The organism is Lapillicoccus sp., from assembly GCF_025353065.1.
Taxonomy (GTDB): domain Bacteria; phylum Actinomycetota; class Actinomycetes; order Actinomycetales; family Dermatophilaceae; genus Lapillicoccus.
The window spans coordinates 1-25,549 of the sequence record NZ_JANXRJ010000122.1 but is presented as its reverse complement, the minus strand read 5'-3'; the positions used below and the strand labels follow the sequence as shown (position 1 = coordinate 25,549).

The window sequence follows — 25,549 nt, the reverse complement described above, 5'->3', positions numbered from 1 at the left end:
CGACCGTGGCCCGGACTCCCCGGGCGTCCTGCGGCTGGCCATGGGGATGACGGCCGCCGGGCACGCCATCGCCGTCCCCGGCAACCACGAGAACAAGCTGGTGCGCGCCCTCCGGGGCCGCCAGGTCCAGGTCAGCCACGGTCTCGCCGAGACCCTCGCCCAGCTGTCCGACGAGCCGCCCGAGTTCCGCGACGCAGTCACCACCTGGTGCGACGACCTCGTCTCGCACCTCGTCCTCGACGACGGGCGACTCGTCATCGCCCACGCCGGCCTCCCCGAGGCCTACCACGGCCGCACCTCGGGGCGGGTCCGCTCCTTCGCCCTCTACGGCGACACCACGGGGGAGACCGACGAGTTCGGCCTGCCCGTGCGCTACCCGTGGGCGGTCGACTACCGCGGGCGGACGACGGTCCTCTACGGACACACGCCGACGCCCGAGCCGGAGTGGGTCAACACCACCATGTGCCTCGACACCGGGTGCGTCTTCGGCGGGCACCTCACCGCCCTGCGCTACCCCGAGCGGGAGGTCGTCCAGGTGCCGGCGGAACGGGTCTGGTACGAGCCGTCGAAGCCCTTCCCGGTCGCCGGGACGCTTTCGAGCGGGACTGCAGCACAACGCTCCCCGGACGAGCTCGACCTCACCGACGTCCTCGGCAAGCGGGTCGTCGAGACCGCGCACCACGGGCGGATCACGATCCGCGGGGAGCACGCCGCCGGCGCGCTCGAGGTGATGAGCCGGTTCGCCCTGCACCCCCGGTGGCTGCCCTACCTGCCGCCGACGATGTCCCCCGTCACGGTCTCAGCGCTGCCCGACCTGCTCGAGCACCCGGCCGAGGCCTTCTCCTACTTCGCCGGCGTCGGCGTCGACGCGGTCGTCCTCGAGGAGAAGCACATGGGCTCGCGGGCCGTGGTGCTCGTCTGTCGCGCACCCGAGGTGGCCCAGAGGCGCTTCGGCGCGACCCGGGGCGAGAGCGGCGTCGTTTACACCAGGACGGGTCGCGCCTTCCTGTCGGCCGAGCTCACCGAGCAGCTCCTGGCCCGGGTCCGCGCGGCCGTCACCTCCGCTGCCCTGTGGGACGAGCTCGACACCGACTGGCTCCTGCTCGACGCAGAGCTGCTCCCGTGGTCGCTCAAGGCCGAGGGACTCCTGCGCGAGCAGTATGCCGCCGTCGGTGCGGCGGCCCGGCTGATGCTTCCAGCCCTCTCGAGCTCCCTTGCGGCAGCGGCGGGTCGCGGCCTCGACGTCGCCGGTCTCGTCGAGCGGACGCGCGAGCGTGAGGCCGATGTCGCGGCCTACGGCGCGGCCTACCGGCGCTACTGCTGGGAGGTCGACGGCCTGACGGGCGTCTCGCTCGCGCCCTTCCAGCTGCTCGCCGGGGAGGGCTCGACCTGGCACGACCGCGACCACCTCTGGCACCTCGACCGGGTGGATCGGATGCAGGCCACCGACGCTTCGACCTTCCGGACCACCCGCCGCCTCGTCGTCGACGTGACGAGCGAGCCGTCCCGCGCCGCCGGGACGGCCTGGTGGGAGGACCTCACGCGCTCGGGCGGCGAGGGCATGGTCGTCAAGCCGCTGGCCAACCTCACCCGCACCGCCAAGGGGCTGGTCCAGCCCGGGCTGAAGGTCCGCGGCCGCGAGTACCTGCGCATCATCTACGGCCCGGACTACACGCGGCCCGAGAACCTCCGCCGGCTCAAGGACCGCAACCTCGGTCACAAGCGCTCGCTCGCGGGTCGCGAGTACGCGCTGGGGCTGGAGTCGCTCGAGCGGCTGGCGCGCGGTGAGCCGCTGTGGCGCGTCCACGAGCCGGTCTTCGCCGTGCTGGCGATGGAGTCCGAGCCGGTGGACCCGCGGCTCTAGCTCTGGAGACTCAGCGGTCCTGGACGGTTCCGGGGAGGCCGGTCGTGATCCGGGAGAGGAAGGTCCGCGTGCGCTGCTGCCGCGGGTTGCCGAGCACCTCGGCGGCCGTGCCGCGCTCGACGATCCGACCGCCGTCGAGGAAGCACACGGCATCCGCGACCTGGCGGGCGAAGCCCATCTCGTGGGTGCTGACGATCATCGTCATTCCGTCGCTCCGCAGTGCCGTGAGGAGGTCGAGCACCTCGCCCACCAGCTCGGGGTCGAGGGCGGAGGTGACCTCGTCCAGCAGCATGAGGGTCGGCTCGTTGACGAGCGCACGGGCGATCGCGACCCGTTGCTGCTGGCCTCCGGACAGCTCGTCCGGTCGGGCAGCAGCCCTGTCCTGCAGGCCGACCCGCTCGAGCATGGCCATCGCCCGCGACTTCGCCTCCACCCTCGGTAGGCGGTGGACACGGACGGGGGCGAGGGTGATGTTGTCGAGGACACTGAGGTGCGGGAAGAGGTTGTAGGCCTGGAAGACGATGCCCATCCGCGCGCGGGTCGCGTCGGCGTCGACCCGAGGGTCGGTGATGTCCTGGCCCTCGAGCTCGATCACGCCGTCGTCGACGACCTCGAGGAGGTTGACGCACCGCAGCAGGGTCGACTTGCCGGAGCCGGACGCGCCGATCAGGACCACGCACTCTCCGGGCTCGACCTCGAGCGAGAGGTCGTCGAGGACGACGTTGGCGCCGAAGGCCTTGCGCACGCCCTGCACCGACAGGAGGCTCACACGATCCCTCCGGCGCCGTGGAAGCCCTGCTTCCGGGCGAACCAGTCGGTGACGCGCACCATCGGGATGGTGAGGCAGACGAACAGGATTCCCGCGACGACGTAAGGGGTGTAGTTGAAGTCGGTGGCCGTCTCGATCTGCGCGGCCCGGATGGCATCGATCACCCCGAGGACGGCGATGAGGCCGGAGTCCTTCTGCAGCGAGACGAGGTCGTTCATCAGCGGTGGCAGCACCCGTCTGACCGCCTGGGGGAGCACCACGAAACGCAGGCTCTGGGCGTGGCTGAGCCCGAGCGAGCGAGCCGCCGCCCGCTGCGACGGGTGCACCGACTCGATGCCCGCCCGGAGCACCTCGGCGACGTAGGCGGAGTAGGACAGCACCAGCGCCGTCCCGCCCCAGAACACCGCGTCCTTCGGCACCCCCTGGAGCCGCAGCGCCGGCACGCCGATGCCGAGGAGCAGCAGGACGAGCAGGAGCGGCAGGCCACGGAACAGGTCGGTGTATGCCGCGGAGAAGAGCCGGAGCGGGAAGAAGATCGGCCCGCGCAGGGTCCGCATCACCGCGAGCAGCATCCCGAGCACGGCGATGAGGACCGCGCACACCAGCATGATCCGCACGTTGAGCCAGAGCCCCTGCGCGACGGCCGGCAGGGAGGACCACGCCTTCTCGGGACTGAAGAAGGTGTGCTGCACGCGAGGCCAGCCGGGCGAGGTGGTGAGCGCCAGGACGACGGCACCGCCGAGGACGAGCGTGCTTGCGGCTGCAGCGAGTCCGGAGCGCCGGGTCCGGTCGCGCCGGTAGGCGTCGCGCTCCCGCTGCCGGGGCGACGGCGTCCAGACGTCGGCCACCGGGCTACTTCAGCTCGGGGGCGCCAGCGGCCGTGAGGTACTGCGCCGCGAGCCGGTCGAGGGTGCCGTCGGTGCGGAGCGCGTCGACGGCCCTGCTCACGCACGCGGTCAGCGCCGAGCCCTTGTCGAGCACCATGCCGAACTGCTCCGGGGTGCTCCCCGCCTGGGGCAGCTGCCCGACGATGACCCCGTTGTCGAGCTGGGCGCTCGTCATGAAGAACGCCGTCGGCAGATCGACGACGATGCCGTCGATCTGGCCGTTCTTCAGGGCCTGCACCGCCAGGTCGTTCGTGTCGTAGGGGGCAGCCTGCTGGCTGGGCTTGATCTGGTCCGTGATCGCCGTGTAGGAGGTCGTGCCGACCTGGGCGCCGAGCTTGGCCGAGGCGAGCGCGGCGACCGACGTCTTCCCGTCGAGGACGCTTCCCTTGGTGGTCACGACCGCCTGGCGCACCCCGTAGTAGCCACTCGAGAAGTCGACCGCCTGCTTGCGCGCGTCACTGATCGAGACCTGGTTGATGTCGACGTCGAACGACTTGACCCCTGGGGTGACCGCGTTGTTGAAGGGCACGGTGACCCACGTGACCTCGGTGGTGGCGAAGCCGAGCTTCGCGGCGACGGCGTAGGCCACCGCCGATTCGTAGCCCTTGCCGTTGGTCGGGGTGTTGTCGACGAACCACGGTGGGTAGGCCGGCTTGTCGGTGCCGACGGTGAATCGGCCGGCGGTCTGCAGCTTCAGTGCGGCCTTCGTGCAGGCCGCGGGCGATCCCCCGGTGCCGGTGCCCGCGGCGCCCGGGGCAGCCGTCTCGGGGGCGCTGCAGGCTGCGAGTCCCCCGAGGGCGAGGAGCCCGGCGGCCACGGACAGGGCTGGGGTGGAACGGATCGAGACCATGAGGGCTCCTGTCGGAAAGTCAGCGCCACAGGCTGCGGGAGGGCGTCGTCGGGGACCGACCACCCGGCATACGGTAGTGGCTGGCCGCACCCATGGAGCAGAGTGGTGCCCATGACCCCCCTCCCCGGCAGCCGGGCCGCGCTCGTCGCGCTGGCCGTCGCGGCCGCGCTGCACCTCGGCTTCCAGCTGGCGGTGACGGTCCTCGTCTACCCCGCCCTCGCGCGCGTCGCGCCCGGCGATTGGTCGACGTCGCACGATGCGCACAGCCGGCGGATCGTGCCGCTCGTCGGCCTCACCTATGCCGCGCTCCTCGGGAGCGGGGTCTGGGCCCTCGCCGCCGCGCCCCTGTCGGTGGGCCTCGTCGTCGCGCTGGTGGGCGCCGCAACCGCTCTGCTGACAACGACTTTCGCCGCAGCGCCGCTGCACGGACGACTGGGCGGCGGTCACGACCCGGCGCTGGTCACGCGCCTGCTGCGGGTCGACCGGGTGCGCGCGGCCGGAGCCGCCGTCTGTCTCGTCGGCGCGGTCGGGGCGGTGCTGACGTGATGCTCGACCCGACCGCGGTCCTCGACCCGCAGGGCCCGCCGCTGCCGACGCTGCAGATCATGTCGCAGTGGTGGCGCGACCTCTGCTTCGTGCACTGGGCCATCGACCCCGCGCCGATCGCGGCCCTGCTCCCGCGAGGGGTCCGACCCGACCTGCACGACGGGCGGGCGTGGGTGGGGCTGATCCCCTTCCGGATGGTCGACGCGGGCGTCGGCCGCGGTGGCCCCGTGCCCTACCTCGGGACCTTCCTCGAGATGAACGTGCGCACCTACACGATCGACGACAGCGGCCACCGCGGTGTCGCCTTCCTCTCGCTCGAGGCCGAGCGCGCGCTCGTCGTCATCGGGGCCCGCGGCTTCTTCAACGTGCCCTACCAGTGGGCCCGGATGCGGTATGCCGCGGGCGTCACGAGCGACGGCCGGCTCACCGTCGACTACGTCAGCCTCCGCCGCGCCACCCGTGCCCGGCCCGCGCCCCGGAGCCGGTTGGGGCTGGTCGTGGGGCCGGCGATCCCGGAGCCGGCGCCGCTCGACCACTTCCTGACGGCGCGCTTCGGGCTGCATACGACACTGTTCGGCACGAGCCTCTGGATCCCCAATACCCATGGCCCCTGGCCGTTGCACTCCGCCGAGCTGCTCGCCCTCGACGACACCCTGGTCGCCGCGGCCGGGCTCGGAGGCCTGGTCGGTGACCGGGCCCCGGACAGCGTCCTCTACTCACCAGGTGTCCGGACGACCTTCGGTCTGCCGCAACGGATTCGGTGATCAGGCCGCTGCGGCGATCCCGAGGCCCGCACCGCCCGACCAACAGGCACAAGCAGACCGACGCGCCGACTGCACGCTCGGGCCGGCGCGGGCGACGTGCTTGTGCCTGTTGACAGGGCGGGTCGTCGTCGGGCCACCCGCGAGACTGGTCGCCAACCCGGCACATGCCGTCGCGTCACGCACCGGCGGGCCTCGGCGGGCCAACTCCCACCTTCTACCCATTTGCCGGAATAACCCCAATCGCGTTCTCAATTATGTGAATTCGCTGCACGCCGATCATCGCGTCGATATTCTTCGGCAGTGGAGACCGGCTGGCACGACTCGGGGGCAGGCGCGGCGTCATGCTGATCGACGCCCGGAGGGTCGCGTCGGGTTCCGGTCTCCACTTCGACGTCTGCATCATCGGCGCCGGCCCGGCCGGGATCAGCCTGGCCCAGAGGCTGGCCGTCTCCGGGCTGCGCGTCGTCCTGGTCGAGGGCGGCGGGTTCACCCCGCGCGTCCGCGACCAGCGGATGTTCGCCGGCACCGTGACGGGCTCGCCCTACGCCGACCTCCAGGACGTCCGGTTCCGGGTCGTCGGCGGGAGCGGCTCCCGGTGGGGGGGCATCTGCCGGCCGCTCGACCCGATCGACTTCCGCGCACGAGACTGGGTGCCCGACAGCGGCTGGCCGATCTCCTACGACGAGGTCGCCCGCTACTACCCCGCTGCCGCGGAAGCTCTCGGGGTCTCGAACAGCGACTTCACACGGCTCTCTCCCGGCCTCACCGACGCGACCCCGGACCTCGGCGGCACGGGGTTCGAACGGATCCACTACCGGTCGAGCCCGATGGTCGACTACGGGCACGCCGTTCGTGACCGACTCGAGCGATCCCGTGACATCACGCTGCTGGTCAACGCCAACGTCACCCGCCTGTTGTCCACCGCCGTCGGTGACGCGGTCACCGGCGTCGACGTCCGGACGTTCGCGGGGGGTGCCGTCGCCGTGACCGCGCGAACCTACGTCCTGGCCGCAGGATCGGTGGAGAACGCCCGGCTGCTCCTGGTCTCGGACGACGCCGGACCGGCCGGACTCGGGAACCGGCACGACGTCGTCGGTCGCTACTTCATGGAGCACGTCCACGTCGACATCGCGACGCTCCTGCCGAGCCGCAGGACGACCGACTGGCTGTCCTACCGCACCAACGCCCCGCACCAGCCGGTGCTCGTCTCCGCCCTCTCCCCGTCCGAGGAGGTCCAGCGCGACGAGCGGATCGGCTCAGCGGCCGTCACCGTCGCGCCGTCGTGGTACGTCACGCGGCGAGCCTTCGTCGGGATGCACCCACGGTTCACGGTGCCGGCCGAGCGGGTCTACCGCGGGCTCTCGGGCACCTCTGAACGCGCCGCGGCCGCAGCGTTGGACGTCGCACGAGCCGCCTGGAACCTGCGTGAGGGAAAGAGCGCCTGGCCCCGCCGCGAGCCCACCCGCACGATCTACTACCGCGGCGAGCAGGGCCCGGCCCGCGAGAACCGGGTCGTCCTCGGGGACCGCCGCGACCTCCTCGGTCACCCCGTCGCCGACCTGCGGTGGCAGGTCCGGGACGCCGACCTGACGGGAGCGAGCGCGGTGCTCGGGCGCTTCGCGGCCGCCGCCGCGACGGGTGGCTGGGGGGACGTCGCCGTGCCCGACGAAGACCTGCGCGAGCGCATCGTCGGCGGCCCGCACCACCTCGGCACGACCCGGATGTCTCGCGACCCCCGCACCGGCGTGGTCGACACCGACTCGCGGGTGCACGGTGTGGGCAACCTCTACGTCGCCGGTGGCTCGGTGTTCCCGACCGGCGGCCACGCCAACCCCACGCTGACCGTCATCGCGCTCGCCCTCCGGCTGGGTGAGCACCTCGTGTCACGCAGGATGCGTGACCACCTCGAGGTGCGCCCGGTCACCGCCGGTGCGGGCGAGGTCAGTACGGCCAGGTCACCTCGGCGATGACGCCACCCTCGACGGTCACCTCGAGCGACGGGGTCTCGCCGGCCTGGTTGAGTCGGTAGGCGCCGGCTTCGAGGTCGGGGAACACGGCGGAGTAGAGGATCTTGTCACCTGCGGGTCGGCCCACCACGGCGACGTGCGGGTGATGGCCGTGTCCGTGTCCGTGGCCGTGGCCATGGGGCTCAGCTGCGTGTTCGTGCTCGGCTGCGTGTTCATGGTCGTCGTGTGCGTGGTCGTCGTGTGCGGCCTCGGCACCCACAGGGCTGATCTCGATCTCGGCGCCCTCGAGGTCCTGCGAGAGGTGGAGCACGATGGCGCCGATGTCGCCGCCGACGTCGAGCATCACGGCCCCCTGACCGGCATACGGGTTCTCGGCGAGGTTCGCCGCCCGGTCCGGGCTGAGGTCGGTCCGCAGTGGGGCCGGGTCTGAGGAGGGGTGCGACGACATGGGCTGGCTCCTACGTAGTGGCTGGGCGGTGCGGCATACCGGGTCGGGCGCGTGTCGGGTGCCGAGGGTGGACAGCACGCTACTGACATGGTGATCGGCGGCGGGCACGGGGCCCACCGCCGATCACCGTGCTTGAGTCAGTGCCAGAGCGTCAGGGCTTCGGCGTCCCGGGCTTCGACTGGTAGCCGCCGGCCGGGTGCCCCAGGTAGGGGAACGTCGACAGGAGCTTGGCGTTGGTGTTGCTGGTCCCGTCCGTCACGGCCGAGGCCGCGCCGTCCGGGGTGTAGCTCGCGTCCACCAGCGGGATGGTCAGACCGGCGATGGCGCGGATCTCGACGGTCGTCGTGTCGTCGAAGACGCGTCGGCCGTTCGGGAAGCCGGCCGGGTCGCCGGCGACGAGACCGAGCGGGTTGGGCGAGCTGGCCGGCGGGACAGCCATGTTGAGCCGCAGCATGTCGGCCTGCTTGGCCCCGGTGTAGTTCTGGAAACCGGGGACGATGCCTGCGGGGATGCCGGTGAGGAGGATCGCGAGGAGGTCCGCGCGGTCGTTCGTGTAGGCCGCGAGCTTCGGGAAGACCCCGGGGTAGAGCACCGGAAGCAGGCCGGCGAGCTCCGGCTTGGCGACGTACTGGGCGAACTCCGAGTCCTTGCGGACCGGCAACGAGTTCCAGCGGTCCTTCTCGGCCATCGGGACGACGACCTCGTTGAACAGCGGGTTGCCCAGGCGGGAGACCTGCTGCCAGGGGCCGTAGCCGACCATCCTGGACTGCGAGTCGTCCCAGGCCTTCGACTTCTGGCGGCTCGCGGTGGCCCAGACTCCGATGACGGCGTTCTTGTTCATCACGTCGGAGGGCCAGTAGCCGTAGCGCGAGATGTCGTTCTTCTTGACCTGGATGGCGATGCTGTGGACGTTGAAGTCCTGCAGGCCGTTGACGCCGGCCGCTGCGGCCGACGGGATGAGGTGGGCCGCCTGGAAGGGGCGAAGCACACCAAGGTCGAAGATCGAGCCGAGGTCGACGAAGAACGCGTCGGCGCGCTGGCCGGCGAACACCTTGCCACCGTTCGGCAGGTCCCAGATGGCCTGCTTCGCGAGCTGCGCGTAGTTCGGCGTGCTGCGGACCCCGACGTTGACCGGCGGGCAGAGCAGGTCCTTGGCGATGACCTTGGTGCCCTTGACGCGGTCGACGACGGTGACCGAGTAGGTCTGGGGGCGGTTCCAGGTGGGGTCCGTGATCTTCGTGATCGGCCCGGTGTTGTAGAGGAAGGTCTTGGGGTTGCGGATCGTGGTCGAGAACCGGAATTGGTAGGTGATGTCCGGCTGCGCGTCGCCGTTGTTGGCGATGTGGATCTCGTAGAGCACGTCGTCGCCGAACTCGAAGAAGTTCGGGCCGCCCTGGGGAGCCTGCAGGGGGATGAAGTTCGCGATCAGGGTGACGTAGTCAGACCTGTCCGGGCTGACGAAGGCGTAGACGTCGGTGTTGTCGGCAACGGGATCCTTGGAGATCTCCGGGGCCTCGCGGTGCGAAGACATGAGGGTCGTTCACCTCTCGGTCGGGGGCGCCACGGCATCGATGCCGGGGCAGGAGGTGCCGACGGACGCAGGTGGTCCGCTGGTCGGGGTGTGGTGCTCTCGTGCAGGTGCTGCTGGGCGACCCGATCAGCTGATCGGGACCGCTGACGTCAGGACGTCTTGAGGTGCTTGGCCAGGGCGCTGACGAGCGCCTTGTCGTGGACGACGACCTCGCGCTCGCCGATCATCACCGCGACCTCGCCGGTGTGGATGTTGCGCACGTGGGCGACCATCGGGCCGTCCGCCGTGGTCTCGGCAGCCGCTCGTGCGGGTGCCGCGGAGGCGGACTGGGCGACGGCGATGGCCGCAGCCCCTGCCACGCCGGTGCCGGTGAGGGCGAGAAACCCTCTCCTGCTTGCGTCGTTCATGCCGAACTTCCTCTCAGCGAAATGGTCCCCTGCTCAGAGGTGTTCGGAGCCGGTCGGGAGACGGATGGCGTTGTGCGGCAACGGATTTCGAGGAATTTCAGCCGCCCGGTACGGATGGATATGTCTATACATTTCGGGGCACCGCGTCACCCCCTACCGCCTTCCAGACACCCGTTTTGCTGAGTTCCTGGCTCTCAGAATCTCCGGGACTCGCTAAAACGGGTGTTTGGAACGAGGGGGGTGGGGGGAGGTCAGGCGCGGCGCTGGGTCCCCGGCAGGATGCCGGCCTTGATGACCGCCTTGGCATAGGGGCGGAAGGAGGCGATCAGGTCGTCGGCATCCTCGACCCCGACCCAGATGGCGGCCGACGCGTCGTCGGTCATGTCCTCGATGTCCGAGCGCAGGGCCGCGCCGGCCTCGGTCACCGTCACGACGCTGCCGGCCTCACCGCCGCCGACCGTCACGAGCCCCTCGTCCGCGAGGCTGCGGGCCGCGCCCATCCACTCCTCGTCGGTCCACTTGCGGCTCGGTTGGAGGAACGGCCGCCCCTTCGTCCCCGACTTCTGCTCCGCCGGCAGCCACGCGTCGTAGAGCACGAGAGCCGCGAGCGGTGTCAGCCCCCGGGCGACGAGCGCGGCGTTGTGCCCGTCCCCCCGCCACTCCCGCCAGAGCGTCGCGGCGTGCCACAGCGCGAGGTGCGGGACCTCGGGCCAGGGTTGAGCGGCATACGCGGCGGCGAGGGCGCGCCCGCCGAGCTCGGCCCGGTTGATGACCGCCCCCATCCGCTCCACCTGGACGGCGAGGTCGGGCGAGTCGACGAGGTCGCCGAGGGCGTCGCGCAGGCCGGCATCGACGCAGGCGAGGCGGACGGCGTCGAGCTCGGCGGGCGTGTGGTCGGCGAGCGCCAGCCCCCACGCCTTCGCTATCGAGGCCGGCTTGAACCCGAAGAAGGCGGCGGCCACGACCGATCCCGGCACCGGTCCGAGGGGGGCCGCGCGCATGCCCGTATAGCCCCCGAGCCAGCCGATCCCGAGCTCCGCGGCCGCGGCGTCGACGTGCGGGCCGAAGTAGGCGACGAGGTGGTAGGGCTCGAAGCTCTGGTATGCCGCGCGGGCCAGGGCGCGCTCGCGCGCACCGTGCCGGAACGGTCGAGGGGTCGTCATGGACGGACTCTAGGTGCTCGCTGCAGGGCGTGGGGAGGGCTCAGGGAGCGTGTTTCCGGAGAATGACGATTACCTGCCAATTGGCTGGGAAACCCGTTCCGACACCACTGACGTCACTAACTTTTCGGGAACGCGTGGCCGTCGACGTCCACGAGACCAGGGGCCCCCGTCCTGACCGTGACGGGGGAAATGGGAACGCCGCCTCCGCGGCGCGACGACAGGAGCCCGAATGGCGTCCAGCTCAGTCCTCGAGGAAAGTCCGGGCACGTCGTCCGACGGCAGCGGACATCTCAACCGCTCGGTCGGGTTCTACGGCCTGATGTTCGTCTCGCTCGGCTCGATCATCGGGTCGGGCTGGCTGCTGGGTGCGCTCAACGCGGCCAAGAAGGCCGGACCCGCCTCGATCCTGTCGTGGATCATCGCCGCCGCGATGCTCAGCCTCCTCGCCCTCGTGTATGCCGAGCTCGGCGCGGCCTATCCGGTCGCCGGCGGCGCAGGTCGTTTCGCGTACTACTCGCACGGGTCGGTCGCCGGCTTCACCGCCGGATGGGCGGCCTGGCTGCAGGCCGTCTTCATCGCCCCCATCGAGGTGCTCGCGGCGATCACATACACCAACAGCGTCAGCTGGGTGAGCGAGCACCTCAACATGATCTATCAGGACGGTCCCAACGTCGGCCTGCTCACTCCTACCGGGGTCGTCATCGCCATCGTCCTGATGGTCCTCTTCACCGCGATGAACCTCGGCGGGGCCAAGTTCCTCTCCGAGAGCAATTCGATCGTGGTGATCTGGAAGACCGCGGTGCCACTCCTCGCGATCGTCGTCGTCGCCGGCTCCCACTTCGTCCCCGGGAACTTCACGGCCGGTGGAGGCTTCATGCCCTACGGCTTCCACGGCGTCTTCGCGGCCCTCACCGGTGGCGTCGTCTTCGCCCTCCAGGGCTTCGAGCAGGCCGTCCAGCTCGCCGGCGAGGCGCGCAACCCCAAGAAGGACCTCTCGCGCGCGATCCTCATGGCCATGGCCATCGGTGCGTTGCTCTACACCGCGCTGCAGATCGTCCTCATCGGCGGGCTCAACCCCGCCAACATCGCCAAGGACTGGAGCGACCCGCTCGGCAAGGTCGGGGACTACGGCGCGTGGTACACCTTGGCCCTCGCCGTGGGGGCCGCCTGGCTGGCCGTCGTCCTCATCATCGACGCCGTCGTTTCGCCAGCGGGCACCGGCATCGTCTACATCGGCACGACGGCCCGGCTCTCCTACGCGCTCGGCGCCGAGAAGGAGCTGCCGACCGCACTGTCCAAGACCACCAAGAACGGGGTGCCGTGGGTCTCGATCCTCCTTGCGGCCGTCATCGGCTGCATCGGCTTCGGCCCCTTCCCGAGCTGGAACGCGCTCGTCGGCGCAGTGACCGGGGCCACCGCGGTGATGTATGCCATCGCCCCGATAGCGCTGGCCTCCTTGCGCAAGAGCGACCCCGACCGGCCGCGGGCCTATCGGGTGCCGATGCCGCAGCTCGTGCTGCCCGCCGCCTTCTGCTCCGCCAACCTCATCATCTACTGGGGCGGTTTCGAGACGACGGTCAAGATCGTCAGCGCGCTGGTGCTCGGCCTGCTGGTCTTCGCCATCGGGTCCAGCCGCGCCGGCACCGACCGGATGGAGATGATCAAGCACGCGCTCTGGATCGCCCCGTGGCTCGGTGGGCACCTGATCATCGGCGCCCTCGGCCGCTACGGCGACAACCCGCGCAACCTCCTCCCCGACTGGGTGGACATCATCCTGGTCATCGTCTTCAGCCTGGCGATCTTCTACTGGGCCGTCTCGTTGAGGCTCGTCCCCGCCCAGGTCCAGGAGCAGGTCGCCCGCGACGCCTACCAGCTCGACTACGAGGCCGCGGTGTCCTGACCGACCGGCATACCGGGGCTCCTCTCCGGTTCGTAGATGAGATCCGGGCCACAAACCACCCGGTGGCCGGAGACGGCTCGGCCGCGTCATGATGGGATGAGACTAAACGGACCACGACGCGACCCGGAGGCACAGCGGCCATGCAGCTCGAGCTGTCTGAGAAGGACCAGGAGTTCCGCGCGCAGATGCGCGAGTTCTTCACCACCCAGGTGCCGCAGGAGCTGCGCGACGCCGTGGCCGACGGCCGCGAGATCACCAAGGAGCAGTGGGTCCAGAGCCAGCAGATCCTCAACGCTTCGGGGTATGCCGTGCCGCACTGGCCCGTCGAGTGGGGCGGGCAGGACTGGACCGACCTCCAGCGCCACATCTGGAACGAGGAGATGCAGGCCGCCGCGGTGCCGCCGCCGCTGGCGTTCAACGCGTCGATGATCGGTCCGGTGATCGCGCAGTTCGGGTCGCAGGCCATCAAGGAGCGCTTCATGGCTCCGACGGCCAACCTCGACATCTGGTGGAGCCAGGGCTTCTCCGAGCCCGAGGCCGGCAGCGACCTCGCCTCGCTGCGCACCACCGCGGTCCGCGATGGTGACTTCTTCGTCGTCAACGGGCAGAAGACGTGGACGACGCTTGGTCAGTACGGCGACTGGATCTTCATGCTCGTCCGCACCGACCCCGACGTGAAGAAGCAGGCCGGCATCTCGATGCTGCTGATCGACATGACCCTCCCTGGGGTCGAGGTCCGCCCGATCGAGCTCATCGACGGTGGCTACGAGGTCAACGAGGTGTGGTTCACCGACGTGCGGGTCCCAGCAGACCTGCTCGTCGGCGAGCTCAACCAGGGCTGGACGATCGCGAAGTTCCTGCTCGGCAACGAGCGGGTCGGTGTCGCGCCGGTCGGGTCGACCAAGCGCAACCTGGCCCGTGCCAAGCGCCTGGCCCAGGAGACCGGGCTGCTCGACGAGCCGCTCTACGCCAGCCGGGTCGCGACCCTGGAGAACGAGCTGCTCGCGCTCGAGCTCACGGCCCTGCGCGTCGTGGCCAACTCCGCCGACGGCGCCCCGCACCCGGCCTCGTCGGTGCTCAAGCTCAAGGGCACCGAGATCCAGCAGGCCGTCACCGAGCTGCTCGTCGACGTCGCCGGACCGGCCGCGCTGTCCGCCGACCCCGGGTGGGCGGCCCGCGCGACGCCGACCTACCTCAACCTGCGCAAGGCGTCGATCTATGGCGGGTCCAACGAGGTCCAGCGGCAGATCATCTCCAAGACGATCCTCGGCCTCTGAGCTTCCTCAACCTCCGAGCCGGCCGACCTTCTGAGCGCACCGAGAGAGAGAACCACCATGGACTTCACCTACGACGACGACCAAGAGTCCCTGCGCGAGGCCGTTCGCGGCCTCGTCGGCAAGGCCTACTCCGACTTCGGCAAGCGCCGCCAGGCCGTCGCTGACGAACCGGGCTACAGCGCCGACCTCTGGGGCAAGCTCGCCGAGATGGGCCTGCTCGGCCTGCCGTTCTCCGAGGAGGACGGTGGCTCCGGCGCCGGGCCCGTCGAGGTCGCGATCGTCGCCGAGGAGCTCGGCCGGGTCATCGCGCCCGAGCCCTTCCTCTCCGCCGTCGTCCTGGCCGGTGGGGTGGTCGCCGCGGCGGGCACCGACGAACAGCGGGCCGAGGTGCTGGGTGCCCTCTCGTCCGGCGAGAGCACCGTCGCCTTCGCCCACTACGAGCCCGGGCGCCGGTGGAGTGCAACGGCATCCGACGTCAAGGCCAGCGGCGACGGTGACTCCTGGACGCTCGAGGGGGTCAAGGAGCCGGTGCTCCACGGCGCCCATGCTGACGTCCTCGTCGTCTCGGCGGTCCTGCCCGACGGCGGGACGGGGCTGTTCCTCGTACAGGCTGCCGACGCAACGGGACTCGAGCGGGTGTCTCACACGACGTTCGACGGTGGTCGCTCGGCCCGGGTGACGTTCGCGGGCACGACGGCGACCCCGCTCGGGGTGGCCGGCACCGACCAGAGTGCCGCCATCTCGCGCGCCCTGGACGGGGCCCGGATCACCGCCTGCGCCGAGGCGGTCGGAGCGATGGACGTCGCCCTGCACACCACCACGGCATACCTGAAGTCGCGCAAGCAGTTCGGTGTCACCCTCAACACCTTCCAGGCCCTGACCTTCCGTGCCGCCGACATGTACGTCTCGCTCGAGCTCGCGACGAGCATGGCCCAGTGGGCGACGATGGTGCTGGCGCAGGGGACCGACGCCGAGATCGCCGACGCGGCCCGTCGTGCCGGGCTGCAGGTCAGTCGTTCCGGTCGGCACATCGGCCAGGAGGCGATCCAGCTGCACGGCGGGATCGGGATGACGGCCGAATACTCCGTGGGCAGCTACACCTCGCACCTCACGGCCCTCGACCACGCCTTCGGTGACGGGTCGTTCCACCTCGGCGCGCTCACGGGGGCGATCGCGGACCACGGCGCCATCGACCCGCTGGGCTGAGGCCGAGGTCGAGGCCGAGGTAGAACCGCGCTCCGGGGACCGCAGTTCTACCTCGAGCGGCGTTCGCCCCAGCTCTGCGGACGCACGAGCGAGGCCGGTATGCCGCTGCTGGCGTCTCCGCGGGCAGCGTTCACCTGGGGCTGGGTCAGGTAGAGCGCCGTCGTGAGGTCGGCGCCGCGGACGTCGACGTCGCGCAGGTCGGCGCCGAGCAGGTCCGCCTGTCTCATGTCCGCGCCGCGCAGGTCCGCGGCGATGAGGAGGGCGCCCCGCAGATCTGCGCCGCGGGCGTCGATGTCTCGCAGGTCCGCGCCCACGAGATCGGCGCTCCGACGCAACCGCCGGTCGGGGCGTGCGGGACGGTCGGCTGCGGCCCGGACCAGCTCGCTCGCTGTCCCGAGGACGGCGCCGACGCGGGACCGCAGCTCGCCGACTTCGAGCGCCATCAACAGGTCTGGCCCTGAGCCGGTGTGCCCGACGAGCTCGTCGCGGACCGCGACGGCCGACGTCCGTAGCGGCGCCGGCAGGTCCCAGCCGAGGGCCTCCTCGACGTGACGCAGCATCTCGTGCACCGCGTGCATGACGGGGAAGACGGCGAACATCGCGGCGGCCGTGTCGGGCGCCGCGCGCCACGACCGCCCACGGAAGGTCACCTGCGACACCTGCTGTCCTGCGCCGAAGCACTCGAAGACGGTGCACCCGCGATAGCCCTCGGCCAGCAGCGACGCGTGGATGCCGCAGGAGTGGTCGCCGCCTTCGTGTTTGCCGGAGCTACCACCGAGGTGACCACACGGCATACCGGCTGGCTTGTCGACCGGGAAGTCGGCCGAGCGCGCGAACGGCAAGGCGACACAGCACAACCCGAAGCACCGCGAGCAGTCGGACGACGTCTCCGGAGCGGCGCGCACTCCCGCCGTCACTGCCGCCCCGAGTGCTCGAAGGGGACGGTGGTCGCGAGCTCCACGAAACCCAGTCGCCCCAGGATCGGACGGCTGTCCGCCGTGGCGTCGACCTGCAGGTAGCGGAAGCCGAGGTCGGCCGCCTGCCGGGCCCGGTGCGCGACGACCGCGCGGAAGACTCCCCGACCCCGCCACTCGGGCAGGGTGCCGCCGCCCCAGATGCTCGCGAAGTCGGTGCCGTGGTGCAGCTCGAGCCGTCCGGAGCACACCGGGATCTCGCCCGCCATCGCGACCACCCCTGTGCACGTAGGCGGCTGGTGGGCGAGCCCGGTGGCCAGCGCTCGACCGATGTAGGAGTTGTCCCCGCCGAAGACCTCGTCGTGCACCTTCACGAGGCGGGCGCTCCCCTCGGCGTCGGTGACGTCGTCCAGTCGCACACCCTCGGGCAGCGACACCTCGAGGTCGAGCTCGGAGATCTCGGCGACCAGCAGCGTCTCGTCCTCGGCCCGGGTCAGCCCGGCCGCGACCAGCCGCTCCGGGAGGTCGGGCGGGAGGTCGCACGAGAAGTACTTCCACTCCCAGGTGTTGCCGACCTCGACGAACCGCGCCACCTCACCGGCGATCCGCGCGTCGAGCGCCTCCGGCCCGAGGTCGCCGAGCCGTGACCAGATGAGCCCCGCCCACCCGTTCGTCGACAGCACCCGGATCACCCGGTCGTCGCGCTCGACCCACCCGTCACCGTCGGGCTCCGGCCGCTGCCGCACCTGCTCGTCGTATGCCGTGAGCACGGCCGCCGCGTCCATGGCCCCACCCGACCAGATCGCCGACCCCGGAGCAACCGGGTTCGCGCGCAGTTGCGTCATGCTGAGCCATCTCCGGGTGCCGTGGGCATCCCGTTCGTCCTGAGGAGTCGTCGTGTTCCTTTCCCGTGTGCCTCGCCGGACCGGCATACGAGCCCGGCCGCGAGCGCGACGTCTGGTCCTTGCGCTCGTCGCCGTGCTCGCCCTGCTTCTCGGGTTGCTCGCACCCACCTCCGCGGAGGCGGGCCCGGTGTGGAAGCGGTTTGCGACGGCCGGCACCCCGAGCGGGCAGCAGGTCTACTGGCAGTCGATGTCGGCGACGGGCCCCACGGACGTGTGGGCCGCCGGCTATCGGGTGGTGAGCCTCCCGGGGGTGACCGAGTTCCGCACGTGGGTCCAGCACTGGGACGGGACGACGTGGACGACGGTGAGCACCCCCGACGTCGAGTCGGCGCCCGCGGTCAACCTCCTCAACCGGGTCGCTGCTGCCTCCCCGACCGCGGCCTGGGCGGTCGGGTCCTACCAGCGCAGCGACTCCACGTGGGCCCCCCTCGTGCTGCGGTGGGACGGGTCCGTGTGGTCACGCTCCGACATCCCCGTGCCCTCCGCGTCGCAGTCCTACCTCCAGTCGGTGGCGGCGACCAGTCCGACCGACGTCTGGGCGGTCGGCACCTATCGCGACGCGGGCAGCTTCACCGACCGGCCGTGGTCGACCCACTTCGACGGCAGCACCTGGAGCACCGTCACGGTGCCGCGCCCGGCCGTATGCGTCGGTGACAGCCTCGCGGTCGCCGACGTCGCCAGCGCCGCCGGGAGGGTCGTCCTCTCGGGCTCGTGCGGGGTCACCGGGGGCACGACCTCCGGGTTCGTCGCCGAGCTGGTGGGCGGTGCCTGGCGGAGCAGAGGCACCATCCCGCACGTCGACGGCGTGGCCGGGCTCGCCATCGCCTCCGGCGGCAGCCTCCTCGTCGGGGCCGACACCGCCGGCAACACCGCCGTCGTGATCTATCGCCGCACCGCGGGCGCGTGGGTGGCCGGACCTGCCCTCACCGTCGGGCGCAGCACCACGATCGAGAACCTGGCCGTCGGTGGTGGCGTCGCGCGGGTCGACGTCGTGGGGTCGGTGACCGCCACCGACAACGGGGTGTCCCCGTTGCTGGCCACCTGGACGGGCGGTGGGGGCTGGGTGACGTCGACGTCGCGCGTCTCCGGGTTCGCGCGCGCACTCGCCGAGGTGCCGGGCGGCGGGGTGTGGGCTGCGGGGGTGGACTACCAGGCAGCTGGTGGGTTCTTCCTCCGGCGGGCGGGTTAGCCCCACCTGGCGACCGGATCCGGGCGTGGACGCCGCGGTCGAGAGGTCACCACTGGTCGGTCCCAGGCACTCGGACGGACCGTTACCGACCTCTCGACGTGAGCTAGCGTCGCGTGCGTGACCGACGACCCGACGCTCCACCCGTTCACCGTCGACGTCCCGCAGGCGCAGCTCGACGACCTGCACGCCCGCCTCGACCGCACCCGGTGGCCGGCGGAGCTGCCGGGGGTGGGGTGGGAGCGCGGCGTGCCGGCGGCATACCTGCGCGAGCTCGTCGACCACTGGCGCCACGGCTACGACTGGCGCGCCCAGGAGGCCCGGCTCAACGCCGTCCCCCAGGTGCGCACCACGATCGACGGCCAACCGATCCACGCCCTGCACGTGCGCTCGCCGGAGCCCGACGCGACGCCGCTGCTGCTCACCCACGGCTGGCCGGGTTCCGTCGTCGAGACGCTCGGAGTGCTCGGCCCGCTGACCGACCCCCGCGCGCACGGCGGCGACCCCGCCCAGGCGTTCCACGTGGTGGCACCCTCGTTGCCCGGCTACGGGTTCTCGTCCCCGCTCGTCGAGCCGGGCTGGGACGTTGACCGGATGGCCCGCGCGTTCGCCGTGCTCATGGCGCGGCTGGGCTACGACCGTTACGGCGCGCAGGGCGGTGACTGGGGCAGCCACGTCTCGCGCGCGGTGGGCCGGCTCGACCCCGAGCACGTGATCGGGGTGCACGTGAACATGCTCGTCACCCGGCCGCCGCGGGACGCCGTCCTCAGCGCCGAGGAGGAGGCCCGCGCCGCGCACAACACGCGCTTCGAGCGGGAGCTGGCGGGCTACCACCGCGAGCAGAGCACCCGGCCCGTGACGGTGTCGTATGCGTTGCACGACTCTCCCCTGGGCCAGCTCGCGTGGGTGGCGGAGAAGTTCCACGACTGGACCGACCCGGCCTCGGTGGTCGACCGGGACGACCTGCTGACCAACGTGATGCTCTACTGGCTCACCGGGACCGCGGGCTCGTCCGCACAGCTGTACTGGGAGAGCTTCCACGGCGGTGGGCCGCACGGCGTCGGCACCGTCCCCACCGGTGTGGCTGTCTTCCCGCACGACCTGTTCCTGCCGGTCCGGCGGTTCGCGGAGACCACTGAGAACATCGTCCACTGGACCGAGCACGACCGCGGCGGGCACTTCGCCGCCCTCGAGGTACCCGAGCTGCTGGTTGCCGATGTGCGGGCCTTCTTCGGGACCATCCACCGTGCGTGACGCCGGTCTTCTGGACGACACCGGTCTCGCGACCCCCAGGGTTTCGCGACCGTTCACCTGACGATCAGGGGGCCGACACCCGCACCGGCCAGCGTGGGCGACGTGACTTCCGACGAGACCCCGATGGCCAGCAGCGACACGAGTGACACCAGCCCCGGGGAGGCCGACGAGCGCATCTTCGCCGCTGGCTTCCGCCGCCGCACCCTCCTCGGCGCGGGCGCGGTCGGCGCCGCAGCCCTGGCGTCGCTGGTCGGCGCCGGGCCCGCCGAGGCGGTCGGGGACGACACCCTGCCGCTGACGCCCGCGACCCAGCCCGGCGACCCCGTGAAGACTCCCCGGGTCAACGGTCTGCACCTCCAGTTCGGCGCCGACGCGTCGTCCGAGGTGGTCATCTCCTGGCACACCCTCGCGCCAGTCCGCAACCCGCGCGCGCTGCTCGGCGACCTCGACGGCCGTTACCGGCTCAGCGTGCGCGCCCGGCCCGCGTCCTACCGCGACGACAAGTCCGGGACCACGGTCTACGCCTACCACGCCCCGATCACCGGACTGAAAGCCGGCGGCGAGTATGCCTACGCCGCGGTCCACGACGGCGCCCAGGCCGAGTTCGGCTCGTTCACCACGGCTCCGCGCGGCCGAGCACCGTTCACCTTCACCAGCTTCGGTGACCAGGGCACGCCGACGACGGGCCGGCGCTACGTCCCGCCGGTCGGCGTCACCCTTCCCTCGCCGCCCTACGTCAACGACAACCTCGGCTCCCCGGCCGCCAGTGACACGACCGCCGGCGTCGAGCGGGTGCAGCCGCTGCTCCACCTGTTCAACGGCGACCTCTGCTACGCCAACCTCGCGAACGACCGCGTCCGCACGTGGAGCGACTTCTGGGAGAACAACTCCCGCAGCGCGCGTCACCGTCCGTGGATGCCGGCGGCCGGCAACCACGAGAACGAGCTCGGCAACGGGCCGATCGGCTACGCGGCACACCAGACCTATTTCGGGCTGCCGCGGCAGCCGGGCCAGACCTCGGTCACCCAAGGGCTCTGGTACGCGTTCACGGTCGGGTCGGTGCGCTTCATCAGCCTCGCCAACGACGACGTCTGCCTCCAGGATGCGGGCAACAGCTACGTCCACGGCTACTCCGGCGGGGCCCAGAAGGCCTGGCTCGAGCGGGAGCTCAAGGCGACCCGCGCGAACACCGACATCGACTGGATCGTCGTCTGCATGCACCAGGTGGCGATCAGCACCGCGTATGCCGCGAACGGCTCCGACCTCGGGATCCGCGAGGAGTGGCTGCCGCTGTTCGACCGCTACGGCGTCGACCTCGTGGTCTGTGGGCACGAGCACCACTACGAGCGGTCGCACGCGATCCGCGGCCAGCAGGCCAACGCCACCCTCACGCCGATCCCGCGGACGACCAGCCTCGACGTCGTCGACACCACCCAGGGCACCGTGCACATGATCCTCGGTGGCGGAGGCACGTCGGCGCCGAGCAACGCTGTGCTGTATGACCCCCCGGCCGGCCGGGTGATCACGTCGGTCGGTGCGCCTGACCCCGTGACGGGCAAACGGCCGCCGGTCTACACCGAGGAGCAGGCACCGTGGTCGGCGATGCGCGACAAGGCGCAGCCCTACGGCTTCGCCGCGTTCGCCGTCGACCCCGGCACCAAGCGTGGCGGTCTGACGACCATGGCCGTCACCTATTACGAGATCGTCGGCACCCAGGGCGAGCTCGCGCCCTTCGAGCGCTTCGTGCTGCAGCGGCCTCGCCGCGACGCCTGACCCTCCGAACCCGCGCTCGGCGACAGTGGCGCGGGTACCGTTGCGCCGCAACGCTGGGCCGGATCGGGCGCTGCGGGACCTTTGCCACTGGCACCCAGGTGGCGCTCGCACAACTCTGGGGACATGAGCAATTCCGTCGCCCGCGCCTCAACGCCGATTCCACCGCCCCGTGACGTGCCCACCGGGCTCGTGGCCCCAGGGCAACGCAGCAGCCAACACCGACCCCAGGTGGGCCCGCTGCCAAGACTGGCGCTGTGGACGGTGGCCGACGCGGTTGTCGTGACCGTCGCTCTTGTCGTCATCCACACCGCCCACACGCCCTCGTCGGGTGTGGCGGCAGGACCGGTGGCGTTGGTGCTCGCGCGAACTGCTCTCCTGGCGACGCTGGGGTACCTCACCATGCTCGGGGTCTTGCACGTCCGGCCCACCGGATACAACCCGATCCGGCACGCGGTCAGCGACTACGCCGTCGGACCCACCGCGCGACTGTTCACCGCAGCGTTGGTCACCAGCTCGGCCGCCGTCCTCGCCCTGGGCTTCGCGCTCATCGAAGGGGTCGGGTCTCCCCCGCTGGCCGTCCGCACCATGCTGTTCCTGCTCATCATCCCGCTCACCAGGATCGGCATGACCCTGTTCCCCACCACCCTCGAAAGTCAGCACCTCACCCGCACCTCGCTGACGCACTATGCCTTCGCTGTCGCCGCCTTCACCCTGACCTATCTCGCCATCTCCGAGACCACCCCGGTTCTGCTCGCCCTGAGCCCGGCGCCCTGGCTGCACACCAGCCTGAGCCTCGCAGCACTCCTTGCCGGTCCCTCGCTCGCCCTGGTCCTCGTCACCATGCTGCGACCGCTGCGCCGGACCTTCGGACTGTTCGAACGGGTCTTCCTCCTCACCACCAACATCTGGTTCATCCTCGCGGCGCTCCTCGTCATGACCCGAATCGGCTGACCTAGCAGCAGTTCCGACTTACCTGTTCGTCCACCCGTGGTCGGCGATGCGCGACAAGGCGCAGCCCTACGGCTTCGCCGCGTTCGTCGTCGACCCCGACACGGAGCGGGGCGGGCCGTCGACCAGGGCTGTCGCCTACGACGGGATCGTCGGCACCCAGGCCGAGTTGACGTTCTCGGAGCGCTTCGTGCTGCAGCGGCCACGCCAGGACGCCTGATGGGGCGACGTCGGAGGTCGCCGACCCGGGTACCGAACCGCAATGATCGGGTCATGAAGTCCACCGAGCGAGCTCGCCGCCGACCCGCTGTCACCGCGTGGCTCGGCGTGCTCGGCGTCGGCCTCCTGCTCGTGGTCGCCTACCGCCTCTTGAAGGCGTACCACGTCGGGAAGATCGGCGCTCCTACCGACATCGGCGGCGGACTCATCGTCCTGCTGGGCTACGCGCTCGTGCTGGTAGGTGCTGTCGGGGCAGTCGCGGTTCTGGTTGAACGTCGTCGCGCTCGACACCGTCGTGACGAGTGACTAATCCAGCCGGACGTCCGTCGTCAGCGGTGGGCCGCGTCAAGGTCAGCTCGGGTGAGCACCGCGCGCACCTCGATGCCGGCCGCGGCGAGGCGCGTCGCGTCGGCTGGCCGGCGGTCGATCGCGCAGACGACCACCTCGACGCGAGTACCTAGACGCCGCAACGCTGTTGCGGCGTCGATGACCGCGCCGCCGGTCGTGATGACGTCCTCGACCAGCACGACCGTGCGTCCCCTTGGGTCACCCCCCTCGGCCTGACGAAGCGTTCCGTAGGTCTTCGCCTCCTTGCGCACGAAGAGTGCGGGCAGGCCCGTCAGGGCACTCAGCATGGTCACGATCGGTATGCCGCCGAGCTCGAGCCCGCCGACCAGGTCGACGTCCGCAGGGAGCAGGGGAGCCATCGCGGCGACCACGCGGGCGAGGAGCCGAGGGTCGGACTCGAACAGGTACTTGTCGAAGTACTCGTCCGTGACCTGCCCCGACCGGAGGGTGAAGGTGCCCCGGATCCGGCAGCAGCCGTCGATGTCGCGAGCCAGGGTCTCGAGGTCGGTCTCCACGGTGTCCATCATCGCGGCACGAGGTTCGGTACGGGCGCTTCGACGGCGGATTCTCCATGCCGCCGGACGTCCCTCGTGAGCAGGGCCGGCGCGACGTAACGTAGGAGTCATGACGTCGACCTCCTCCACCGACACCGGAGAGCGCGTGAGCACGGTCGCCGTCCCGGGCGGCGACCTCGCCTACGAGATCCTCGCCGGCGAGACCGAACCGGTCCTCGCGATCCACGGCATCAGCGGCCACCGACGGCTCTGGTCCTGGCTGCACGCCGGCGCGCCCGAGATCACTCTCATCGCTCCCGACCTGCGCGGCCGGGCCGACAGCCTTGCTGTGGTTGGCGAGTCGTCCCCGGTCCGGCACGCCGACGACATGGCCCTCCTGCTCGACGCGCTCGGTCTGGAGTCGGTCCACGTCGTCGGGATGTCGATGGGCGGCTTCGTCGCCGTCCACCTCGCCGATCGTCACCCCGATCGCGTGAAGAGCCTGATCCTCGTCGACGGCGGCTTCCCGATGGCCGTCCCGCCCGGGCTCACCCGTGACACCGTCGGGCAGGCCTTCGCCGACCGGGTCGGCCGGCTCGAGCGCACCTGGGACAGTGTTGACGACCTCCTCGCCTACTTCTGCTCCACGACCGCGCCGCTCCTCGACCCCACCGACCCGCTGCTGCGGCACTACCTCGAGCACGACCTGCGCGCCGGCCGGGTGCGGCTCTCGGCCGACGCCCTCGTCAGTGACGCGGTCGGCATCTTCTTCGACGACGTCCCGTGGGAGCGCATCACCCACCCGACGCGGTTCCTCCACGCGCAGTGGAGCGCCGGGCGTGACACCCTGCCGGCCTACCCGCCCGACGCCGTGAGCCGGTATGCCGCGGTCGCCACCACCGTCGTCGGCGTCGACGGTGTCGACCACGCCGGGTCGATCATGAGCCACCGCGGGGCTCTCGCCACTGCGGACCTCGTCCGGGAGGCCCTGGCGTGAGCATCGCCCCGTCGCACGAATTGACCGGCACACCAACAGGATCCGACGTCGAGCGGCTGCTCGAGGCGCTCGGCCGCGGCATACCCCATGAACGTCTGGTCACCGACCGCGATGTCGTCGCGAGCCTCAGCCACGACGAGGCGGAGTGGGCCGCCGTCGGCCACGCGGCGGTCGCCCTCCGGGCCCGCACCGAGGCCGAGGTCCAGCATGCGGTGAAGGTCTGCGCCGAGCTCGGTGTGCCCGTCGTCGCCCGGGGTGCCGGCACCGGCCTGTCCGGCGGGGCGAACGCGGTCGACGGCTGCCTCGTCCTCGACCTGTCGAAGATGACCGAGGTCCTCGAGATCGACGCCGACAACCTCGTCTGCCGCGTCCAGCCCGGCATCGTCAACGACGACCTCAAGGCCATCCTGCACGCCGAGAACCTGTGGTACCCACCGGATCCCGCCAGCTCACCCTGGTCGACGATCGGTGGCAACGTCGCGACCAACGCGGGCGGCCTCTGCTGCGTGAAGTACGGCGTGACCCGCGACTACGTCCTCGGCATGCGCGCCGTCATGGGCGGCCCCGCGGGCTACGGCAACGTCGTCCGCCTCGGGCGCCGCACCGCCAAAGGCGTTGCGGGATATGACCTCACGGCGTTGATGGTCGGATCCGAAGGGACCCTCGGCGTGGTCACCGAGGTGACCCTGCGGTTGCGCCCGGCGCTGACCGGCACGCCGCGCACCAACGTGGGCGCGTTCGACAACCTCGTCGACGCCGGGCGCGCGGTGGCCGAGGTCACCCGTCGCGGGCTGACCCCGTCGGCCTTCGAGCTGCTCGACCGCCAGTGCCTGCAGGCCGTCGAGGAGTGGAAGCACCTCGGGCTCGAGGCCGATGCCGAGGCGCTGCTCCTCGCCCGCGTCGACACCCCCGGCGAGGGCGGGGCGGCGGAG

At 71.2% G+C, this 25,549-nt stretch carries 25 protein-coding genes; 15 read left to right on the top strand and 10 right to left on the bottom strand.

The genetic code is table 11. From position 1 onward, the window contains the following. Positions 1–1,864: polynucleotide kinase-phosphatase (locus tag Q0R63_RS09750; RefSeq protein WP_295696806.1), on the top strand; the 1,864-nt coding region annotated here is incomplete at its 5' end. Positions 1,865–1,874: 10 nt separating this feature from the next. Here Q0R63_RS09750 and Q0R63_RS09745 read toward each other — a convergent pair. The 3 genes from Q0R63_RS09745 to Q0R63_RS09735 are packed head-to-tail and all read right to left on the bottom strand — an operon-like array spanning position 1,875 to position 4,370. Then, the gene (locus Q0R63_RS09745; protein ID WP_295696805.1) at positions 1,875–2,633 is read right to left on the bottom strand and encodes an amino acid ABC transporter ATP-binding protein; all 759 of its coding nucleotides are present in this window, start codon (positions 2,631–2,633) and stop codon (positions 1,875–1,877) included. Next, entirely contained in the window at positions 2,630–3,481 is an 852-nt protein-coding gene (locus Q0R63_RS09740) for an amino acid ABC transporter permease (protein WP_295696803.1), read from the bottom strand. Before Q0R63_RS09740 ends, Q0R63_RS09745 begins: the two co-directional genes overlap by 4 nt. 4 nt (positions 3,482–3,485) lie before the next feature. Continuing rightward, on the bottom strand, positions 3,486–4,370 hold the full coding sequence (locus Q0R63_RS09735; protein ID WP_295696801.1) for an ABC transporter substrate-binding protein: 885 nt from the start codon (positions 4,368–4,370) through the stop codon (positions 3,486–3,488). Positions 4,371–4,481: 111 nt separating this feature from the next. On the opposite strand from Q0R63_RS09735, the gene Q0R63_RS09730 reads away from it, so the two are divergent. The 3 genes from Q0R63_RS09730 to Q0R63_RS09720 all read left to right on the top strand — a co-directional run bounded on the left by Q0R63_RS09730 (position 4,482) and on the right by Q0R63_RS09720 (position 7,650). Continuing rightward, complete coding sequence (locus Q0R63_RS09730; RefSeq protein ID WP_295696799.1) at positions 4,482–4,916, top strand: hypothetical protein; 435 nt, start codon at positions 4,482–4,484, stop codon at positions 4,914–4,916. Then, on the top strand, positions 4,916–5,680 hold the full coding sequence (locus Q0R63_RS09725; protein WP_295696807.1) for a DUF2071 domain-containing protein: 765 nt from the start codon (positions 4,916–4,918) through the stop codon (positions 5,678–5,680). The genes Q0R63_RS09730 and Q0R63_RS09725 overlap by 1 nt, the downstream gene beginning before the upstream one ends. A 341-nt stretch (positions 5,681–6,021) precedes the next feature. Further along, the gene (locus Q0R63_RS09720; RefSeq protein WP_295696797.1) at positions 6,022–7,650 is read left to right on the top strand and encodes a GMC family oxidoreductase; all 1,629 of its coding nucleotides are present in this window, start codon (positions 6,022–6,024) and stop codon (positions 7,648–7,650) included. On the opposite strand, the gene Q0R63_RS09715 is transcribed toward Q0R63_RS09720, so the two are convergent. The 4 genes from Q0R63_RS09715 to Q0R63_RS09700 form a co-directional block, all read right to left on the bottom strand. Continuing rightward, positions 7,622–8,173: a hypothetical protein gene (locus Q0R63_RS09715; RefSeq protein ID WP_295696796.1), complete on the bottom strand. Its 552-nt coding sequence runs from the start codon at positions 8,171–8,173 to the stop codon at positions 7,622–7,624. The two genes, Q0R63_RS09720 and Q0R63_RS09715, sit on opposite strands and share 29 nt — an antisense overlap. Positions 8,174–8,246: 73 nt before the next feature. Next, the gene (locus tag Q0R63_RS09710; protein WP_295696794.1) at positions 8,247–9,626 is read right to left on the bottom strand and encodes a DUF4331 domain-containing protein; all 1,380 of its coding nucleotides are present in this window, start codon (positions 9,624–9,626) and stop codon (positions 8,247–8,249) included. A gap of 149 nt (positions 9,627–9,775) precedes the next feature. After that, a complete protein-coding gene (locus Q0R63_RS09705) occupies positions 9,776–10,033 on the bottom strand; it encodes a hypothetical protein (protein WP_295696792.1) in 258 nt (85 codons plus the stop codon). A 251-nt stretch (positions 10,034–10,284) separates the two neighbouring features. Further along, entirely contained in the window at positions 10,285–11,196 is a 912-nt protein-coding gene (locus Q0R63_RS09700) for a hypothetical protein (protein ID WP_295696790.1), read from the bottom strand. Between the two features lie 229 nt (positions 11,197–11,425). Between Q0R63_RS09700 and Q0R63_RS09695 the strand changes: the two genes are divergently transcribed. From Q0R63_RS09695 to Q0R63_RS09685, 3 genes are all read left to right on the top strand, one after another. Beyond that, complete coding sequence (locus Q0R63_RS09695) at positions 11,426–13,096, top strand: APC family permease (protein ID WP_295696788.1); 1,671 nt, start codon at positions 11,426–11,428, stop codon at positions 13,094–13,096. Positions 13,097–13,236: 140 nt separating this feature from the next. After that, positions 13,237–14,373, top strand: coding sequence for an acyl-CoA dehydrogenase family protein (locus Q0R63_RS09690; protein ID WP_295696787.1), 1,137 nt, complete (start codon positions 13,237–13,239; stop codon positions 14,371–14,373). A 57-nt stretch (positions 14,374–14,430) separates the two neighbouring features. After that, entirely contained in the window at positions 14,431–15,579 is a 1,149-nt protein-coding gene (locus Q0R63_RS09685; RefSeq protein ID WP_295696785.1) for an acyl-CoA dehydrogenase family protein, read from the top strand. Positions 15,580–15,626: 47 nt separating this feature from the next. On the opposite strand, the gene Q0R63_RS09680 is transcribed toward Q0R63_RS09685, so the two are convergent. Further along, positions 15,627–16,421 (bottom strand): pentapeptide repeat-containing protein, encoded by a 795-nt coding sequence (locus tag Q0R63_RS09680; RefSeq protein WP_295696783.1) that lies wholly within the window; start codon positions 16,419–16,421, stop codon positions 15,627–15,629. A 71-nt stretch (positions 16,422–16,492) separates the two neighbouring features. Beyond that, complete coding sequence (locus Q0R63_RS09675; protein WP_295696782.1) at positions 16,493–17,338, bottom strand: GNAT family N-acetyltransferase; 846 nt, start codon at positions 17,336–17,338, stop codon at positions 16,493–16,495. A gap of 52 nt (positions 17,339–17,390) precedes the next feature. On the opposite strand from Q0R63_RS09675, the gene Q0R63_RS09670 reads away from it, so the two are divergent. The 6 genes from Q0R63_RS09670 to Q0R63_RS09645 all read left to right on the top strand — a co-directional run bounded on the left by Q0R63_RS09670 (position 17,391) and on the right by Q0R63_RS09645 (position 23,084). Continuing rightward, entirely contained in the window at positions 17,391–18,587 is a 1,197-nt protein-coding gene (locus tag Q0R63_RS09670) for a hypothetical protein (protein ID WP_295696781.1), read from the top strand. Between the two features lie 117 nt (positions 18,588–18,704). After that, a complete protein-coding gene (locus Q0R63_RS09665; protein ID WP_295696779.1) occupies positions 18,705–19,838 on the top strand; it encodes an epoxide hydrolase family protein in 1,134 nt (377 codons plus the stop codon). A gap of 102 nt (positions 19,839–19,940) precedes the next feature. Next, on the top strand, positions 19,941–21,611 hold the full coding sequence (locus Q0R63_RS09660) for a metallophosphoesterase family protein (protein WP_295696777.1): 1,671 nt from the start codon (positions 19,941–19,943) through the stop codon (positions 21,609–21,611). A 279-nt stretch (positions 21,612–21,890) separates the two neighbouring features. After that, a complete protein-coding gene (locus Q0R63_RS09655; RefSeq protein ID WP_295696776.1) occupies positions 21,891–22,562 on the top strand; it encodes a DUF998 domain-containing protein in 672 nt (223 codons plus the stop codon). A gap of 46 nt (positions 22,563–22,608) precedes the next feature. Beyond that, a complete protein-coding gene (locus Q0R63_RS09650) occupies positions 22,609–22,779 on the top strand; it encodes a hypothetical protein (RefSeq protein ID WP_295696775.1) in 171 nt (56 codons plus the stop codon). A 53-nt stretch (positions 22,780–22,832) separates the two neighbouring features. Next, positions 22,833–23,084, top strand: coding sequence for a hypothetical protein (locus tag Q0R63_RS09645; protein WP_295696773.1), 252 nt, complete (start codon positions 22,833–22,835; stop codon positions 23,082–23,084). Positions 23,085–23,107: 23 nt separating this feature from the next. Here the strand turns inward: Q0R63_RS09645 and pyrE are convergent, their stop codons facing one another. Continuing rightward, positions 23,108–23,653 (bottom strand): orotate phosphoribosyltransferase, encoded by a 546-nt coding sequence (gene pyrE, locus Q0R63_RS09640; RefSeq protein ID WP_295696771.1) that lies wholly within the window; start codon positions 23,651–23,653, stop codon positions 23,108–23,110. A gap of 97 nt (positions 23,654–23,750) precedes the next feature. Between pyrE and Q0R63_RS09635 the strand changes: the two genes are divergently transcribed. Both Q0R63_RS09635 and Q0R63_RS09630 read left to right on the top strand, forming a co-directional pair. Then, positions 23,751–24,617, top strand: a complete 867-nt coding sequence (locus Q0R63_RS09635; protein WP_295696769.1) for an alpha/beta hydrolase — start codon at positions 23,751–23,753, stop codon at positions 24,615–24,617. Continuing rightward, positions 24,614–25,549 (top strand): FAD-binding protein (locus Q0R63_RS09630; RefSeq protein ID WP_295696768.1); only part of this gene is annotated, 936 nt, incomplete at its 3' end. The genes Q0R63_RS09635 and Q0R63_RS09630, both read left to right, overlap by 4 nt.

Coding starts and splice junctions, on each gene's coding strand:
- Q0R63_RS09735 (WP_295696801.1), bottom strand. CDS start 4,370: ATGGTCTCGATCCGTTCCACCCCAGCCCTGTCCGTGGCCGCCGGGCTC.
- Q0R63_RS09730 (WP_295696799.1), top strand. CDS start 4,482: ATGACCCCCCTCCCCGGCAGCCGGGCCGCGCTCGTCGCGCTGGCCGTC.
- Q0R63_RS09725 (WP_295696807.1), top strand. CDS start 4,916: ATGCTCGACCCGACCGCGGTCCTCGACCCGCAGGGCCCGCCGCTGCCG.
- Q0R63_RS09720 (WP_295696797.1), top strand. CDS start 6,022: ATGCTGATCGACGCCCGGAGGGTCGCGTCGGGTTCCGGTCTCCACTTC.
- Q0R63_RS09710 (WP_295696794.1), bottom strand. CDS start 9,626: ATGTCTTCGCACCGCGAGGCCCCGGAGATCTCCAAGGATCCCGTTGCC.
- Q0R63_RS09705 (WP_295696792.1), bottom strand. CDS start 10,033: ATGAACGACGCAAGCAGGAGAGGGTTTCTCGCCCTCACCGGCACCGGC.
- Q0R63_RS09700 (WP_295696790.1), bottom strand. CDS start 11,196: ATGACGACCCCTCGACCGTTCCGGCACGGTGCGCGCGAGCGCGCCCTG.
- Q0R63_RS09695 (WP_295696788.1), top strand. CDS start 11,426: ATGGCGTCCAGCTCAGTCCTCGAGGAAAGTCCGGGCACGTCGTCCGAC.
- Q0R63_RS09690 (WP_295696787.1), top strand. CDS start 13,237: ATGCAGCTCGAGCTGTCTGAGAAGGACCAGGAGTTCCGCGCGCAGATG.
- Q0R63_RS09685 (WP_295696785.1), top strand. CDS start 14,431: ATGGACTTCACCTACGACGACGACCAAGAGTCCCTGCGCGAGGCCGTT.
- Q0R63_RS09675 (WP_295696782.1), bottom strand. CDS start 17,338: ATGACGCAACTGCGCGCGAACCCGGTTGCTCCGGGGTCGGCGATCTGG.
- Q0R63_RS09650 (WP_295696775.1), top strand. CDS start 22,609: ATGCGCGACAAGGCGCAGCCCTACGGCTTCGCCGCGTTCGTCGTCGAC.
- Q0R63_RS09645 (WP_295696773.1), top strand. CDS start 22,833: ATGAAGTCCACCGAGCGAGCTCGCCGCCGACCCGCTGTCACCGCGTGG.
- pyrE (WP_295696771.1), bottom strand. CDS start 23,653: ATGATGGACACCGTGGAGACCGACCTCGAGACCCTGGCTCGCGACATC.
- Q0R63_RS09635 (WP_295696769.1), top strand. CDS start 23,751: ATGACGTCGACCTCCTCCACCGACACCGGAGAGCGCGTGAGCACGGTC.